Source organism: Blastococcus sp. OS1-29 (assembly GCF_057628075.1).
On sequence record NZ_JBXXJK010000002.1, the window covers coordinates 56,582 to 71,154 of the forward strand.

Below are 14,573 nucleotides of genomic sequence, written 5' to 3' on the forward strand. Positions count from 1 at the left end.
GTGTGACCAGCGTCCGCGCCGGTGGGAACCGGGATCTTCCGGTCAGTGGAAGTCCCGCGTGCGCGCCAGCTCCCGCCCGATGCCGCGGGCGGCGACCTCGAGCACGGGGACGAGGCGGGCGACGTCGCGACGCTGTGGGGGGACGACGATGCCGAGCGCGGCGACGACGATCGGCCCGCGCGGCCGGTCGACCTGCACGGGCACGGCCAGGGAGGCGGCGCCCGGGGACATCTCCTCCGACGTCCGGGCGTAGTGCCGTCGCCGCACCTCGGTCAGCTCGCGGCGCAACCGGCCGGGGTCGACCACGGTGTGTCGGGTGACCCGGCTGAGCGAGCGCAGCACCTCCTGCTCCACCTCCGGAGGGGCCGCCGCGAGCAGCACCTTGCCGACGCCGGTGGCGTGCAGCGGCAGCCGGCTGCCCACGGAGCTGACGACCGGTACCGACTCGCGGCCGGAGACCCGCTCGACGTAGAGCGCGCTGAGCCCGTCCCGGACGGCGAGGTGGACGGTGTCGCGGATGGTCGTGTGCACGTCCATCAGGAACGGCGCCGCGACCTGGCGCAGCTCGAGCTGGACCGGGGCGAGCAGGCCGAGGTCCCAGAGCTTGGCCCCGATCTCGTAGCGGCCGTCCGCGCGTCGCGCCAGGGCTCCCCACCCGGTCAGCTCGGCGAGCAGGCGGTGGGCCGTCGTCAGCGGGGTGCCGGATCGGTCGGCGATCTCGGAGAGGGACAGTCGCGGGCTGGTGGCGTCGAAGGCGTCGAGGATCGCGAGTGCTCGCGAGGTCACCGATCGGCCGGGTGTCGTGCTGCGGCCGGCCATCGACGCTCCTCTTTCACTGGGTGGAAGGTCCCCCTTGGGCACGATAGCCCGCCGCACGTACTGTCCCGGCATGACCGGGACGACCACGGCGAGCGGCCTGCACCTTCCGCAGTACTACCGCGAAGCGGCCGAGATGCGCACACCCGTCGGCTTCCCCAACTACCGGAGCACTGCGCTGCGGGCGCCGCTGCGCACGCCGGTCGACCTGCCGCAGCGGCTCACCGAGGTCACCGGTCCGGTGCTCGGCGAGGACAGGGTGCTGCCCCAGGACGCCGACCTGACGCTGCGCAACGGCGGTGAGGCACTGGGTCAGCGGATCCTCGTGTTCGGCCGCCTGCTCGACAGCGACGGCCGTCCGGTGCCCAACGCCCTGGTCGAGGTGTGGCAGGCGAACTCGGCCGGCCGTTACCGCCACGCGGTCGACTCCTTCCCCGGACCGCTGGACCCGCACTTCGACGGGCTCGGCCGGGTGGTCACCGACAGCCTGGGCCGCTACGAGTTCCTGACGATCAAGCCCGGCGCCTACCCGTGGGGCAACCACCACAACGCCTGGCGGCCGGCGCACATCCACTTCAGCCTCTTCGGCCGTGCATTCACCCAGCGGCTGGTCACGCAGATGTACTTCCCGGACGACCCGCTCTTCGGCCAGGACCCGATCTACAACGCAATCCCCGCGGCGGCGCGGCCCCGGACGATCAGCCGGTACTCCCTCGAGCGCACCCAGGACAACTGGGCCCTGGCGTTCGAGTGGGACATCGTGCTGCGCGGGACCGACCAGACGCCGTTCGAGACCGAGGACGACGGAGACGTGGCGTGATGACAGCCGAGCGAGCATCGCAGGGAGCGCTAGCGACCGAGGAGCGGAACGAGGCGCGGAATCGCGCTGGAGGTGTCGCATGACCGTGAACCCGCTGGACGTCCCGGACGTCACGGAGCCGTACCAGCCCCGTTCCGGGCAGCGGGGGAGCGGCTTCCTGACCGACCCGTTCCGGCTCGGTCCCACGCCGAGCGCCACCGTCGGCCCCTACCTGGCGATCGGGCTCACCTGGCCCGACGGCATCTGGGCCGCGAAGGAGGGCACCGACGGCGGGATCTGGATCCGCGGCCGCGTGTTCGACGGCGCCGGCGAGGTCGTCCCGGATGCGATGGTCGAGACGTGGCAGGCCGACCCCGACGGCGGCTTCCCGTCGCCGGAGGACCCGCGCGGCGCCTCGACCTACCCGGGGTTCCGCGGCTACGCCCGCGCGCAGACGGTCGACCCGCCCGGTGAGTTCGGCATCTTCACCCTCAAGCCCGGCCGCGTGCCCGACGGCGAGGGTGGGCTGCAGGCGCCGCACATCGACGTGTCGCTGTTCGCGCGCGGGATCCTCGACCGCGTCGTCACGCGGATCTACTTCGCCGACGAGGCGGAGGCGAACGCCGAGGACGTCGTCCTGCGCGGGCTGTCGCCCGAGCAGCGCGCCACCCTGGTCGCGGAGAAGACCGACGACGGCTACCGGTTGGACCTCTACCTGCAGGGTGACCGCGAGACGGTGTTCTTCGCGGTATGAAGTGCTCCGTGACGACGGCGCTGCACGGATGACGGGGCTCTTCGACGGCACGTTCGCGCGCGGCGGTGCAGCCGTCGCCGTCTCGGACGACGCCTGGTTCCGCGCCCTGCTGGCCGCCGAGGCGGCGCTGGCCCGCGCCGCCGCGACGGCCGGCCTGGTGCCACGGACGGCCGCCGATGCGGTGACCGCAGTCTGCGCCGATCCCGGCCGGCTGGATCTCGCGACCGTGGTGGCGAAGGCCGCGGACGCCGGCAACCCGGTGCCGCCGCTGGTGCGCGCGCTGCAGGACGCGGTGGGGGAGCGGGACGCCGTCGCCGTGCACGTGGGCGCGACCAGCCAGGACATCGTGGACACCGCGCTCGTGCTGCTCGCCCGGAACGCGATCTCGGCCATCGACGGCGACCTCACCGCAGCCGCCGCGGCGGCGGCTCGCCTGGCGCAGACGCACCGGGACGACGTGGTCATGGGCCGCACCCTGATGCAACAGGGCCTGCCGACGACGTTCGGGCTGAAGGCCGCCGGCTGGCTCGCCGGCCTCGACGGCGCCCGCCTGCGGCTGGCCGAGGTGGTGGCCTCGCTGCCGGTGCAGTACGGCGGGGCGGTGGGGACGCTGGCCGCCGGCGGCGGTTCCGGCGTCGTCGTCCGGACGGCGTTCGCGGCGGAGCTCGGCCTCGCCGACACCCCGGCGCCCTGGCACACCGTCCGGCTGCCGATCGCCGACCTGGCCGGCGCGCTCGGTGCTGCGGCGGGGGTGGTGGCGACGGTCGCCGTCGACATCGTGCTGATGGCGCAGACGGAGGTCGCCGAGGTCAGCGAGGGAGGCGCCCGCGGCGGCTCGTCGGCGATGCCGCACAAGCACAACCCGGTCGCCGCGATCTCCGCGCGGGCCTGTGCCCGGCGCGCGCCCGGGCTGGTGGGCACGCTCTTCGGCGCCATGGAGCAGGAGCACGAGCGGGCCGCGGGCGCGTGGCACAGCGAGTGGCCCACGCTGACGACGCTGCTGACCACCGTGGGCTCGGCCGCCGCCTGGCTGGCCGAGAGCCTCGACGGGCTCCGGCCGGACACCGCACGGATGGCCGCCGCGGTCGCCGCGGCCCGGGACCCGGAACTGGCGGGCGCGCTGGCCGAGGCCCTGACGCCGTCGCTCGGTCGGGGCGCCGCCCACGACGCCGCCGCCGACGCCGTCCGGTCGGCCGCCGCGACCGGCCGGCCGCTGGCCGACGTCGTCGCCGAGCGTGCCGACGTCGACGTCGCGGCCCTGCTTCCGGGCGCCTCCGACACCGGGGAGGCGGGCGCGCAGGTGGACGCCGTCCTCGCCGACCACGCCCGGCTGACCGAGGGAACCGGATGACCGCCGTTGCAGTCAGCTACACCGTCGCCGGACCGGCCGACGCACCCGTCGTCGTCCTGTCCCACTCCCTGGGCGCCACCCGCGCCATGTGGGACCCCCAGGTACCGGAGCTGGCCGAGCGGTTCCGGGTGGTCACGTACGACACCCGCGGGCACGGCGAATCCCCTGCGCCGGGCGGCCCGTACACGCAGGACGACCTCGTCGACGACCTGATGGCGCTGCTCGACGAGGTCGGAGCGCCGCGGGCGCACGTCGCCGGGCTGTCGCTGGGCGGGATGACCGCCCTGCGGCTGGCGGTGCGCGAGCCGCAGCGCCTCGACCGGCTGGCGCTCCTGTGCACGTCGGCGAGGCCCGACCCGCAGCCCTTCCTCGACCGGGCAGCAACCGTCCGGGCCGGTGGCACCGCGCCGCTCGCTCCGGCCGTGGCCGCCCGGTGGCTGACGCCGGAGTACGCGGCGCAGCACCCCGAGCTGGTGGCGCGCCTGGAGGCGATGATCGCCGGGGCCGACGACGAGGGATACGCGTCCTGCTGCGAGGTGGTCGCGAGCGTCGACCTCGTCGCGGACCTCGCCCGCATCTCGGTGCCGACGCTCGTCGTCGCCGGCCGCGAGGACCTGGCACTGCCGCCGGCGCACCAGCAGCTGATCGCCGACGCGATCCCCGGTGCGGAGCTGCTCACCGTGAGCCCGGGCGCCCACCTGGCGAACCTCGAGCAGCCCGGGCAGGTCACCGGCGCGCTGCTGAGCCACTTCGACACCGCAGGGGGCACCCGATGACCGAGCCACGGACCGACGACGAGCGCCGCGAGGCAGGCATGCGCACCCGGCGCGAGGTGCTCGGCGACGCGCACGTCGACCGCGCCGTCGCCCACACGACCCCGTTCACCGCCGACTTCCAGGACTTCATCACCCGCACCGCGTGGGGTGACCTCTGGCAGCGGCCGGGCCTCGCCCGACGCGACCGCAGCCTGATGACGCTGTCGATCACGATCGCGCTGCGGCACTGGGAGGAGTTCGCCCTGCACGTGCGGGCGGCGAAGAACAACGGCCTCACCGACGAGGAGATCGCCGAGGTCATCCAGCACGCGGCGATCTACGCCGGCGTGCCCGCGGCCAACCACGCGTTCAAGGTGGCGGCGCCGATCCTGGAGGAGCTCCGCGACTCCATGTCCTGAGCTCCGCGACTCCATGTCCTGAGCTGCGCGGCGCACAGCGATGAGTTCCTGGCCGCTCGCAGGTCTGTCCGGCATGGGACTCATCGAGATCGAGCTCTTCGCGACCCTCGACCTCGTCGGGCAGGCGCCCGGCGGCCCCGAGGAGGATCCGGACGGCGGCTTCCCGTTCGGCGGCTGGCAGGCGCCGCTGATGGACGACGTCGCCGGGGAACAGATCATGGCCGCGTACGAGCAGACGGACGCACTCCTGCTCGGCCGGAAGACCTACGACATCTTCGCCTCGTACTGGCCGCACGCCGAGGGCGGCGAGGACAACGCGATCGCCACCCTGTTCAACAGCATCCCGAAGTACGTGGCGTCGCGCGGGACTCCCGACCTCCCCTGGGCCGGGTCCTCACGGCTCGGCCCGGATCTGCCCGCGGCCGTGCGGGAGATCCGGGACCGGCACGAGCACGTCAAGGTCGTCGGCAGCCTCGACTTCGTGCAGACCCTGCTGCGCGAGAAGCTCTTCGACCGGCTCGACCTCTGGGTGCACCCGATCACCCTCGGCGTCGGCAAGAAGGTGTTCGAGGGTGGCACGGTGCCCACCAACCTCACCCTGCTGGAACAGCCGTTCGCCGGGCCGAAGGGCTCGGTCCTCCTGCGCTACGGGCTCGCCGAGGGCACGCCCGCGACGGGGGACATGAGCGCGCCGGACCGGGGTCTCTAGCCCTGCCGGCGCCAGCGCTCGAGCACGCTGCACAGCGTCTCGAACGCGGGCTGGCGGGGGTCCAGGAAGGCGTAGTGCCCCTCGCCCTCGAGCTCGATCAGGTCGGTGGGGTCGCCGGCGTCGGCCGCGGCCGCGGCGAAGGCGCGGGACTGCTCGACGCCGACCGTGCTGTCGGCCGTGCCGTGGATCAGCACCCGCGCGGTGCCGGTCGGCAACCGGTGCATGAGGCCTGCGGCCGCATAGGTGCCGGGGTCCTCGTCCGGCCCGGCCCCGAGCCACTCGGTGACGGCGCCGCCGTCCCAGCCGGCCCGGACCACGCCGGCGAGATCCATGACCCCGGCCAGCGGGACGACGAGGTCGACCCGTGGGTGGGTGGCCAGCGTCTCGGCCAGGTAGCCGCCGGCCGAGTGCCCGAAGACGGCGACCTGCCCCGCGGTGGGCGGCAGCGCGTCGACCGCGGCCCACACGTCGGCCGTCGTCTCGCGCAGCCCGCCGCCGGTGCCGCTGCGCCGGTACTCCACGTTCCAGACGGCGAAGCCGCGCCGCACCAGCTCATGCACGATCGGCACGTGCAGGTCACGCCGGTAGGGCGCCATGAAGTAGCCGCCGTGGATGCTGACCACCAGCGGCGGGACACCGGTGAGCGGCAGCGCGTCCTCGGGCGGCAGCCAGAGATCCGCGACCTGATCCGGGTGGTCGCCGTAGGGCACCGTGGCCGGGGTGGACGCGACCGCCCGCTCGGCGTCCCAGGCGCGCAGGCCCACGAGCCAGGACGCCAGCGACTGGCCGCTCTCCGTCTCCGACATCGCGGGGGTCAGCCTCCGGGCGGCCAGGGATCGAGCAGGACGACGTCAGGTAACCATGCCTGGTCGGGCCGCGGAACGCCGGCGGTCGTCGGTGCTCTTCTCCTAGGCTGCCGGGGTGATGGAACCCGTCGACCAGCCCGCGGTGGCCAAGGACGAGCTGCGCGCCGACCTCCTCGTCCGCCGATTCGCCCGCACGCCGGCCGAGCGCGCGGCCGCCGCCGACGCGATCGTCGCCGCCCTGCTCGAGAAGCTGACGGGGGTCGGCACGCTGGCCGCCTTCGTCCCGGACCCCGCCGAACCGGGATCCGGCCGGCTGCCGGCCGCGTTCGCGCAGCTCGGCGCCCGGGTCCTGCTCCCCGTCATCCCGTCGCGGGGGCGGATCCTGGACTGGGCGGAGGACTCGGGCGAGCTGGAGGTCGGCCGGTTCGGGCTGTCCCACCCGGTCGGGCCGCGGCTGGGCCCCACCGCCCTCGCGGCCGCGGACGCCGTCGTCGTCCCGGCGCTGGCCGTCGACCGTTTCGGCATCCGGCTGGGCCGCGGTGGCGGGTACTACGACCGCGCGCTCGTCCACGCCCGCCCGGACGCCGTCCTCGTCACCATCGTGTTCGACGACGAGCGGGTCGACCGGCTCCCGCGCGAGGTCCACGACCGGCCGGTGACCGCCGTGGTCACGCCGTCCGGTGGCTGGGAGGACTTCGTCCCGGCGTGAGCTCAGCCCTCGCCGAGAGCCCCCCGGATCGCCGCGGCGAAGGCGTCCGGTGCCTCGATCGGGACGAAGTGACCGGAGTCCGGCAGCGGCGTCACCGTGACGTCGCTGAAGAACTCGTCGAGCCGGTCCGCCCACGCCGCCGGGAACAGCGGGTCGTGTGCCGGCCAGAGGACGCGCGTCGGGACGGCGAGCCGGTCCGCGGGGTCCGGTGCCCCCTCGGCCAGGCCGCGGGCGAGGATGCCCGGGCCCTGCCGGTACCAGCCGATCGACGCGGTGAAGGCCCCCCGCCGCGCGTAGCCGTCGGCGAGCCGGTCGAGGTCCGCGGCCGCCGGCGTGAAGGACGGGCCGGACCAGTGGGTCCAGAAGTGCTCCAGGTAGGTCCGGACGGCGTCCCGGTCGCCGTCCAGCAGCCGCTCGGGCAGGCCCGTGCGGTGGAAATTCTGGTACCAGAACTCGGTCACGACGGCCGGGTCCAGCAGCCGCTGCCCGGCGCCGGGCAGGGGCGGCGTGAGCACCAGCGCCCGCACCCGCTCCGGCGACCGGGCGGCGACGACCTGGGCGATGCGGGCGCCGATGTCGTATCCCGCCAGCACGACCCGGTCGAGTCCCAGTTCGTCCAGCAGGCCGGTCACGCTGCGCGCCTGGGCATCGCCGGTGTACCCCTCGTCGGGCGCGACCGGGTGCGTGTCGGACTCCCCGAACCCCCGGAGGTCCGGGACGACGACGTCCGCGGCGTCGGCCAGCAACGGCGCCACCAGCCGGAAGTCCGAGCGGCCGCCGGGCCACCCGTGGAGGAGCACCACGGGTGGCCCGCTGCCGGTCCGGTCGTAGGCGAGGGAGAAGCCGTCGACGGAGGCGCTGCGCGAGGGCACGACTCAGTGCCCGGCTGCCTCGGCCGGGCGGGGATGCGCGATCGAGCGGGTGTCCTGGAAGGCCCGCACTCCCTCGATGCCCTGCTCGCGACCCATCCCCGAGTGCTTCATGCCACCGAAGGGAGCACGCAGGTCCAGCCGGGCGGCGCCGTGGTCGTTGACCCAGACGTAGCCGCACTCCAGCTGGTTGCCCAGCCGGGTCGCCGTGTCGGGGTCGGCGGTCCAAACCGACGCGCACAGCCCGGCCCAGGTGTCGTTCGCCAGCCGCACCGCGTCGGCGTCGTCGTCGAACGGGATCACCGGGATCACCGGGCCGAACTGCTCCTGGGTGACGACCCGCAGCGACGGGTCGGGGTCGACCACGATGGCCGGGCGCAGGAAGTTGCCCTCGGCGAACTCCCCGCCGGGCAGCTCGCCGAACTCCAGGACCGTCGCGCCGGAGGACTTCGCCTCCTCGACGATCTCCGACACGAACGCCTTCTGCGCGGGCTGGTGCAGGGGCCCCATCGTCGTCCCCTCGGCCAGACCGTGGCCGAGGACGACCTTCTCCAGCCGTGCCGACAGCCCGGCCACCAGCTCGTCCATGCGCGACCGGTGCACGTACAGGCGCTTGGCGTTCATGCAGATCTGGCCGGTGGTGTCGTAGATCGCGCCGAACAGCCGGTCGAGGTGGTCGTCGTCGAGGACGGCGTCCTCGCGGATGATGGCGGGGTCGTTGCCGCCCAGCTCCAGGGTGACCCGGGTGAGGCTGCGCGCGGCCATCTCCATGATCCGCTTGCCGCCGTTGACGCTGCCGGTGAAGCAGACCTTGGCGACGTCGGGGTTGTCGATCAGGCCGGCCATCTCGGGATCCCGGCCGGTCACCACGTTGAGCACGCCCGGCGGCAGCTTCTCCGCCACCCGCTGCACCAGCCGGGTGGTCGCCAGCGGCGTCGAGGGCGGCGGCTTGACGATCGCGGTGTTGCCGGCCAGCAGGGCGTGGGGGAGCGCGGCGGCGAGGATCGCGATCGGCCAGTTGAACGGCACGATCACGGTCACCACGCCGATCGGCTGGTAGGCCACCGTCGTCTCGACCGGGATGCCGGGGGCGGGCGGCAGCACCTTGCTCTGCTCCACCTCGTCGGCGAGGGACAGGGCGAGCTGCCACCGGATCTCGAAGACCAGCGCGTCGATCCAGGCCTCCATGCGGATCTTGCCGTTCTCCAGCGAGAGCACCCGCGCGTCCTCGTCGCGCTCGTCCGCGATCCCCTCGATGGCGGCGGCCATCTGAGCCGCCCGCTCGGCGGCCGAGAGTGCCGACCACGCCGGGAAGGCCGCCTTCGCCGCCGCGACCGCGTCCGCCACGTCGTCCTTCGACGCCGCCGCCGCGGTGCCGACGACGACGCCCGGCCGGGCCGGGTCGACGACCTCGAGCACGTCCTGCGTGGACCGCTCCTGCCCGCCGATGTAGAGCCCCGTCGTCACCGGGGCCGTCGTGCTGATCGTGTCCGTCATGCGGATCGCCACCTCTCTGTGTGTCCGAGTTCTTCCCTTGCTGGCGCCGTCAGCGCCAGAGTCCGAGGTGCCGGTGCTCCGGCGGTGGCGGCGACCACCCGCACGGCGTCCACGCTGCCCGCCACGTCGTGGACACGCACGCCCCATGCGCCCGCGGCTGCGGCGAGCACCGTGGTCGCGACGGTGGCGTGGTCCCGTCCGGCCGGTGGCCGGGGGAGGCCGTCCGGCGAGGCGAGCAGCGCGCCGAGGAAGCGCTTGCGGGAGGCGCCGACCAGGACGGGGAAGCCCAGCTCGGCGATCCGGTCCAGGGCCGCCAGGAGTGTGAGGTCGTGCTCGGGCTGCTTGGCGAAACCCAGACCCGGGTCCACGACGATCCGCTCCGCGGCGACCCCGGCCGACAGCGCGGCGTCCACGCGTCGGCACAGCTCGCGGCGCACGTCGGACACCACGTCGTCGTAGGTAGCCCGGGCGTACATGTCGCGGCTGTCGCCCCGCCGGTGCATGAGCACCCAGGGGACACCGGCGTCGGCGACGGCCGGGGCCATGCCGGGGTCGGCGAGTCCGCCGCTGACGTCGTTGACCAGCACCGCTCCCGCGTCGAGGGCGGCGGTGGCCACCGACGCCCGGGTGGTGTCGATGCTGACCGCGACCCCCTGCCCGGCCAGTGCGGTGACCACGGGCAGGACCCGCCGGCGCTCCTCCTCGGGAGCCACGCGCCCGGCGCCGGGCCGGGTCGATTCGCCGCCGACGTCGACGTAGTCCGCGCCGGCTGCCGCCAGCTCCAGCCCGTGCGCGACCGCGGCGTCGAGCGAGTCGTAGCGGCCACCGTCGGAGAACGAGTCCGGCGTGACGTTGAGGATCCCCATGACGACGCAGCGGCCGGGCCGCGCGATCGACGGGACGGCGGCGGTCACCGGCGCATCCGCTCGCGGACCGCGGCCTCGACGTCGTCCGCCCGTCGCGCCAGGTCCTCGACCACCCCGACGGCGGTGGCGAGGTCGTCGCGGGCGGCCTGGTCGTCGATGCCGGGGAGGTTCGCCTCGACCGACAGCCGCGCCGTCGTGGCGGCGGCGCGGGCGGCGGCGGTGGCCGCCGCGACGTCACTGACCAGGTTGGGGTTGGCGACAGGCAGGACGCGTGCCGCGAGCGTCACGAGCTCGGCGGCCGACCGGAGGACGGCCAGCGGGGGCTCGGTGGCGTGGAGCGAGGCCGCGGAGAGCCGACGTCGGCGGGCCGCCTTCTCCTCCGCGGTGTCCTGGGGCAGCTTCATCGCCTCGGCGACCGCCGAGAACGCGGCCTCGTCGTCGGCGGCGGCCGCGAGGCACGCGTCCCGCTGCGCATCGGCTGCCGCCACGATCTCGCCCACCAGCCGGGCGTGCTCCTCGTCGGTGGTGAAGCGTCCGACCATCGCCACGAGCGAGGCGGACAGCGCGGCCTCCACGGCGGCCGTGGCGCCGGCCCCCGGGGCGGCCATGCGGGCGGCCAGCTGCCCCAGGAAGTCGCCGAGCGACTGGTCGTCGAGGTCCTGCTCGGTCCCGCTCACGAGTTCCCTCCGGAGGCACGCCCGACGGTCACCGTGCCCCGCTTCCCGGCAGGCGCGCGGTCGGCGACCAGCCGGGCCGCCCGCCAGCCGCGCAGCGAGTTGAGCACCGCCAGCCGCTCCGCGGCGTCCAGGTCCGGAACGGTCAGGACGCGCTCGTGCAGGCGGCCGGCGGCCAGCAGCCGGCCGCGCTCCACGCCCGGCAGGCAGCCCGACGTCGTGGGCGGGGTCCACCACCGGCCCCCGATGCGCAGGACGAGGTTCGCCGTCGTGGTCTCGGTCAGCTCGCCGCGCTCGTTGACCAGGACGACGTCGTCGGCGTCCGGATGCCGGAGGGCCCGCGTCAGGTAGACGTCGCGCCGGGTCGTCTTGTGCTGGAGCCACGGGTCGGTGGCGTCCACCGGATCGTCGTCCAGCGCCAGAGCCACCGGCCCGGTGCCGGCGGGGGGCATGGCGCTCAGCTCGACGTCGACGTCGCCGTCCCGGGAGCCCAGGATCCGGACCCGCGCAGGGGTGGACCGGCCGGAGACGGCCCGGGTCACGGCGTCCAGGACGGCGGCGCGGTCGAACCGGAATCCGGTCCAGTCGGCTGAGTCGGCCATCCGGGCGAGATGGCCGTCGAGATTGCGCAGCCCCTCGGCCGGGACGAACCCCAGCGTCTCCAGCAGCCGGTGCTCGGTCACGTCGTGGTCGAGGACGGCGGCCTTGGCGTGGATCTCCGCGCGTTCCGGGACCGCCTCGGAGCCCCACGTGATGCCGCCCCCGACCCCGTACACCGCGTCGCCGGTGCCGCGGTCGACCACGACGGTCCGGATGGCGACGTTGAAGCGGGCCCGGAACGGGGCGGTCGGGGGAGCCACCAGCCCGACCGCTCCGCAGTAGACGCCGCGCGGCGTCGGCTCGAGCTCGTCGATCAGCTGCATCGTCCGCTGCTTCGGCGCGCCGGTGACCGATCCGCAGGGGAACAGCGCGCCGAACAGGTCGAGCAGCCCGGTCCCCGGCCGGACCCGGGCGTTGACCTGCGAGGTCATCTGCCAGACGGTCGGGTACCGCTCCAGGGCGAAGAGCTCGTCGACCACCACGCTGCCGATCTCGGCCACCCGGCTGAGGTCGTTGCGGAGCAGGTCGACGATCATCAGGTTCTCGGCCTGCTCCTTGCTGCTGGAGCGCAGGACGCGGCTCTGCTCCCGGTCCTCGGCGGTGGTCCGGCCGCGACGCGCGGTGCCCTTCATCGGCCGTGTCCGGACCACGTCCCCGGCCCACTCGAAGAACAGCTCCGGGCTCGCGCTGGCGACGACGTGCGGGCCGAGGTCGAGATAGGCGTTGTAGGCGCCGCGCTGGGCGAGCGCGAGCCGGGCGTAGAGGTCCAGAGGGTCCCCGGTCAGGCGGGACCGCAGCCGGTCGGTCAGATTGCACTGGTAGGTCTCGCCGTCCGCGATGTGCTCCCGCACGGCGGCGACCGCTCGTGCGTGCTCGCCATCGGTCCAGTCCGGGCGCCACGGGGGGCTCGGCGACACGGCCTCGGCGGGCGGGGCGAGCACCTCCACCCGGGCCGGTTCGCCGCACAGCCCGAACCAGACCAGCGGTGGCTCGCCGGGGGAGGAGGGGCCGCCGGGCAGGTGGGCGTCCAGGCCGGCGGCGGCCTCGTACGCCACGTACCCGAACGCCCAGCTGCCCGCCTCGGTCGCGTCGTGCACCTCCTGCAGGACGCCGGGGACGTCCTCGGGCCGTGCCGCGGTCAGGATCCGGGACGGCGGCGGGCAGAGCAGCGCCTCGCCGGCGTCGAGGTCGTCGAACCGGGCCCACGGCTGCCCGTCCATCAGTCCCCGATGCCCTGTTGTACCCGGGCGGCGGTGAGCGTGTTGGCCAGCAGCATCGCGATCGTCATCGGTCCGACCCCGCCGGGAACCGGGGTGATCAGGCCGGCCACCTCCGCGACCTCGTCGAACTGCACGTCCCCGCGCAGACCGGTCTCGCCGCGGTGGATGCCGACGTCGATGACGGTCGCACCCGGCTTGACCGCGTCGGCGCCGATGAGCCCCGGGATGCCGGCGGCCACCACGAGGACGTCGGCGCGGCGGCACACCTCCGCGACGTCGCGGGTGCGGGAGTGGCACGTCGTCACCGTCGCGTGCCGGCCGAGCAGCAGTTGGGCCATGGGCTTCCCGACGAGCGGCGACCGGCCGACGACCACGGCCTCCACCCCCTGCAGGGGGACGTCGTACTCGTCGAGCAGCGTCATGACACCGGCCGGCGTGCAGGGCCGCAGTCCCGGCCGTCCCTGCATGAGGCGGCCCGCGTTGAGCGTGGTCAGCCCGTCGACGTCCTTCTCGGCCGGGATGCCGGCGATCAGCGCGTCGGAGTCCAGCTGCCCGGGGGTGGGCAGCTGCAGCAGGATCCCGGAGACCGCAGGGTCGGCCGCCAGCTCGGCGAGCAGCGCGGCGGCGGTGTCCTGGTCGACGTCGCCGGGCAGGTGCCGGTGCTGGTCGAGCATCCCGGCTTCGACGCTGAGACGGCGCTTGTTGCGGACGTAGACCTCCGACGCCGGGTCGTCGCCGATGAGCACCGTGGCCAGGCCGGGTGGCGTGCCGCCGTCCGCGAGCAGCTTCTCCACACCGCGCGCCACGTCCTCGCGCACCCGCCGGGCGACGGCGGTGCCGTCGATGAGGCGCGCGGTCACGCGAGCGCCTCGAGCGTCTTCTTCCGCCAGGCCTCCGTCGAGTGCAGGTCGTTGAACGTGAAGATGTGGAACCCGTCGAGGGTGTTGTCCGGCTTGCCGATGTGCGGCGCCAGCCCCTTGATGATCTTCGCCGGGTTGTAGCCGCCGGGCACGAAGAAGCGCCAGAAGAGGTTCTGCTGCTTCTTGAGGAACCCGGCGGACGCGCCGATCCCCAGGCTGCCGGAGACGCGGAGCAGCTTCTGCCGGTGGACGGCCCCCGGCACCCCGACCTGCACGGGGAGGTCGATGCCGCGGCGCTTGAGCTCCCGGGACCAGTTCAGGATCACCCGTGGATCGAACACGATCTGCGTCTTGATGTGGGTGGCGAGCTCCGCCTTGTCCTTGAGCGCCTGGAACAGCACCTCGTCGGACACGGCCGGGTGGCCCTCGGGGTGGCCGCCGATGCCGATGTCGGTGAAGCCGTGGTCGAGCTCGTGCAGGGCGACGAGCAGGTCGTGCGCGTGCTTGAACTCGGTGGGTGTGTCGGTCGGGTCGCCCCCGACGACGAAGACGTCGGTGATGCCGGCCTCCCGGCAGCGGGCGACGAGGTCGGCCAGGTGCGCCCGGTCCCGTACCTGCTGTGCCGAGAGGTGGGGCGCCACCGAATACCCGTGGCCGGCGAGCTTCACCGTGAGGTCGACGGTGGCGTCCTGGCCCTTGGCCGGGGAGGCGGTGACGGTCAGCCGCACGTCCTTCGGCACATTGGCGAGGACCTGCTCCTCGGTCTTCTTGAACGGGATGACCTCGTAGCCGAGGTTCTCGAAGGCGCTCCGGAGGGAGGCGCGGGTGGTCGAGTCGCGGGCGGTCAGGGCGCGGTTCATGTGGATGCC

The 14,573-nt window shown here is 74.4% G+C and carries 16 protein-coding genes; 7 read left to right on the forward strand and 9 right to left on the reverse strand.

Translation table 11 applies throughout. The annotated features are described in order from the left end of the window. Positions 1-42: 42 nt before the first annotated feature. On the reverse strand, positions 43-819 hold the full coding sequence (locus AC2H4J_RS05050; protein ID WP_487463750.1) for an IclR family transcriptional regulator: 777 nt from the start codon (positions 817-819) through the stop codon (positions 43-45). Between the two features lie 70 nt (positions 820-889). Here AC2H4J_RS05050 and pcaH point away from each other — a divergent pair, with 70 nt between their 5' ends. The 6 genes from pcaH (at position 890) to AC2H4J_RS05080 (ending at position 5,603) form a co-directional block, all read left to right on the forward strand. Next, positions 890-1,636, forward strand: coding sequence for a protocatechuate 3,4-dioxygenase subunit beta (gene pcaH, locus AC2H4J_RS05055; RefSeq protein ID WP_487463751.1), 747 nt, complete (start codon positions 890-892; stop codon positions 1,634-1,636). Between the two features lie 79 nt (positions 1,637-1,715). Next, the gene (gene pcaG / locus AC2H4J_RS05060; RefSeq protein ID WP_487463752.1) at positions 1,716-2,369 is read left to right on the forward strand and encodes a protocatechuate 3,4-dioxygenase subunit alpha; all 654 of its coding nucleotides are present in this window, start codon (positions 1,716-1,718) and stop codon (positions 2,367-2,369) included. Positions 2,370-2,397: 28 nt separating this feature from the next. Beyond that, complete coding sequence (gene pcaB / locus AC2H4J_RS05065; protein ID WP_487463753.1) at positions 2,398-3,720, forward strand: 3-carboxy-cis,cis-muconate cycloisomerase; 1,323 nt, start codon at positions 2,398-2,400, stop codon at positions 3,718-3,720. Next, positions 3,717-4,496 carry a 3-oxoadipate enol-lactonase gene (pcaD, locus tag AC2H4J_RS05070; RefSeq protein WP_487463754.1) on the forward strand — a complete coding sequence of 260 codons (780 nt, stop codon included), beginning with the start codon at positions 3,717-3,719 and terminating at the stop codon, positions 4,494-4,496. The genes pcaB and pcaD overlap by 4 nt, the downstream gene beginning before the upstream one ends. Further along, on the forward strand, positions 4,493-4,894 hold the full coding sequence (gene pcaC, locus AC2H4J_RS05075) for a 4-carboxymuconolactone decarboxylase (RefSeq protein ID WP_487463755.1): 402 nt from the start codon (positions 4,493-4,495) through the stop codon (positions 4,892-4,894). The genes pcaD and pcaC overlap by 4 nt, the downstream gene beginning before the upstream one ends. A 73-nt stretch (positions 4,895-4,967) precedes the next feature. Continuing rightward, complete coding sequence (locus tag AC2H4J_RS05080) at positions 4,968-5,603, forward strand: dihydrofolate reductase family protein (protein ID WP_487463756.1); 636 nt, start codon at positions 4,968-4,970, stop codon at positions 5,601-5,603. Here the strand turns inward: AC2H4J_RS05080 and AC2H4J_RS05085 are convergent. After that, a complete protein-coding gene (locus AC2H4J_RS05085) occupies positions 5,600-6,409 on the reverse strand; it encodes an alpha/beta hydrolase family protein (protein ID WP_487463757.1) in 810 nt (269 codons plus the stop codon). The genes AC2H4J_RS05080 and AC2H4J_RS05085 overlap by 4 nt on opposite strands. Positions 6,410-6,527: 118 nt before the next feature. Here AC2H4J_RS05085 and AC2H4J_RS05090 point away from each other — a divergent pair, with 118 nt between their 5' ends. Next, a complete protein-coding gene (locus AC2H4J_RS05090; protein WP_487464350.1) occupies positions 6,528-7,118 on the forward strand; it encodes a 5-formyltetrahydrofolate cyclo-ligase in 591 nt (196 codons plus the stop codon). Between the two features lie 2 nt (positions 7,119-7,120). Here the strand turns inward: AC2H4J_RS05090 and AC2H4J_RS05095 are convergent, their stop codons facing one another. The 7 genes from AC2H4J_RS05095 to AC2H4J_RS05125 are packed head-to-tail and all read right to left on the reverse strand — an operon-like array spanning position 7,121 to position 14,564. After that, positions 7,121-7,990 carry an alpha/beta fold hydrolase gene (locus AC2H4J_RS05095; protein ID WP_487463758.1) on the reverse strand — a complete coding sequence of 290 codons (870 nt, stop codon included), beginning with the start codon at positions 7,988-7,990 and terminating at the stop codon, positions 7,121-7,123. A gap of 3 nt (positions 7,991-7,993) precedes the next feature. Continuing rightward, on the reverse strand, positions 7,994-9,484 hold the full coding sequence (locus AC2H4J_RS05100; protein WP_487463759.1) for an aldehyde dehydrogenase family protein: 1,491 nt from the start codon (positions 9,482-9,484) through the stop codon (positions 7,994-7,996). Further along, entirely contained in the window at positions 9,481-10,398 is a 918-nt protein-coding gene (folP, locus tag AC2H4J_RS05105; RefSeq protein WP_487463760.1) for a dihydropteroate synthase, read from the reverse strand. The genes AC2H4J_RS05100 and folP overlap by 4 nt, the downstream gene beginning before the upstream one ends. Further along, positions 10,395-11,027: a cyclodeaminase/cyclohydrolase family protein gene (locus AC2H4J_RS05110; protein WP_487463761.1), complete on the reverse strand. Its 633-nt coding sequence runs from the start codon at positions 11,025-11,027 to the stop codon at positions 10,395-10,397. Before AC2H4J_RS05110 ends, folP begins: the two co-directional genes overlap by 4 nt. After that, positions 11,024-12,844, reverse strand: coding sequence for an aminodeoxychorismate synthase component I (gene pabB / locus AC2H4J_RS05115; RefSeq protein ID WP_487463762.1), 1,821 nt, complete (start codon positions 12,842-12,844; stop codon positions 11,024-11,026). The genes AC2H4J_RS05110 and pabB overlap by 4 nt, the downstream gene beginning before the upstream one ends. Then, positions 12,844-13,704, reverse strand: coding sequence for a bifunctional 5,10-methylenetetrahydrofolate dehydrogenase/5,10-methenyltetrahydrofolate cyclohydrolase (locus AC2H4J_RS05120; protein ID WP_487463763.1), 861 nt, complete (start codon positions 13,702-13,704; stop codon positions 12,844-12,846). Before AC2H4J_RS05120 ends, pabB begins: the two co-directional genes overlap by 1 nt. After that, positions 13,701-14,564, reverse strand: coding sequence for a methylenetetrahydrofolate reductase (locus AC2H4J_RS05125; protein ID WP_487463764.1), 864 nt, complete (start codon positions 14,562-14,564; stop codon positions 13,701-13,703). Before AC2H4J_RS05125 ends, AC2H4J_RS05120 begins: the two co-directional genes overlap by 4 nt. Positions 14,565-14,573: the final 9 nt, after the last annotated feature.

Coding starts and splice junctions, on each gene's coding strand:
- AC2H4J_RS05050 (WP_487463750.1), bottom strand. CDS start 819: ATGGCCGGCCGCAGCACGACACCCGGCCGATCGGTGACCTCGCGAGCA.
- pcaH (WP_487463751.1), top strand. CDS start 890: ATGACCGGGACGACCACGGCGAGCGGCCTGCACCTTCCGCAGTACTAC.
- pcaG (WP_487463752.1), top strand. CDS start 1,716: ATGACCGTGAACCCGCTGGACGTCCCGGACGTCACGGAGCCGTACCAG.
- pcaB (WP_487463753.1), top strand. CDS start 2,398: ATGACGGGGCTCTTCGACGGCACGTTCGCGCGCGGCGGTGCAGCCGTC.
- pcaD (WP_487463754.1), top strand. CDS start 3,717: ATGACCGCCGTTGCAGTCAGCTACACCGTCGCCGGACCGGCCGACGCA.
- pcaC (WP_487463755.1), top strand. CDS start 4,493: ATGACCGAGCCACGGACCGACGACGAGCGCCGCGAGGCAGGCATGCGC.
- AC2H4J_RS05080 (WP_487463756.1), top strand. CDS start 4,968: ATGGGACTCATCGAGATCGAGCTCTTCGCGACCCTCGACCTCGTCGGG.
- AC2H4J_RS05085 (WP_487463757.1), bottom strand. CDS start 6,409: ATGTCGGAGACGGAGAGCGGCCAGTCGCTGGCGTCCTGGCTCGTGGGC.
- AC2H4J_RS05090 (WP_487464350.1), top strand. CDS start 6,528: ATGGAACCCGTCGACCAGCCCGCGGTGGCCAAGGACGAGCTGCGCGCC.
- AC2H4J_RS05100 (WP_487463759.1), bottom strand. CDS start 9,484: ATGACGGACACGATCAGCACGACGGCCCCGGTGACGACGGGGCTCTAC.
- pabB (WP_487463762.1), bottom strand. CDS start 12,844: ATGGACGGGCAGCCGTGGGCCCGGTTCGACGACCTCGACGCCGGCGAG.
- AC2H4J_RS05125 (WP_487463764.1), bottom strand. CDS start 14,564: ATGAACCGCGCCCTGACCGCCCGCGACTCGACCACCCGCGCCTCCCTC.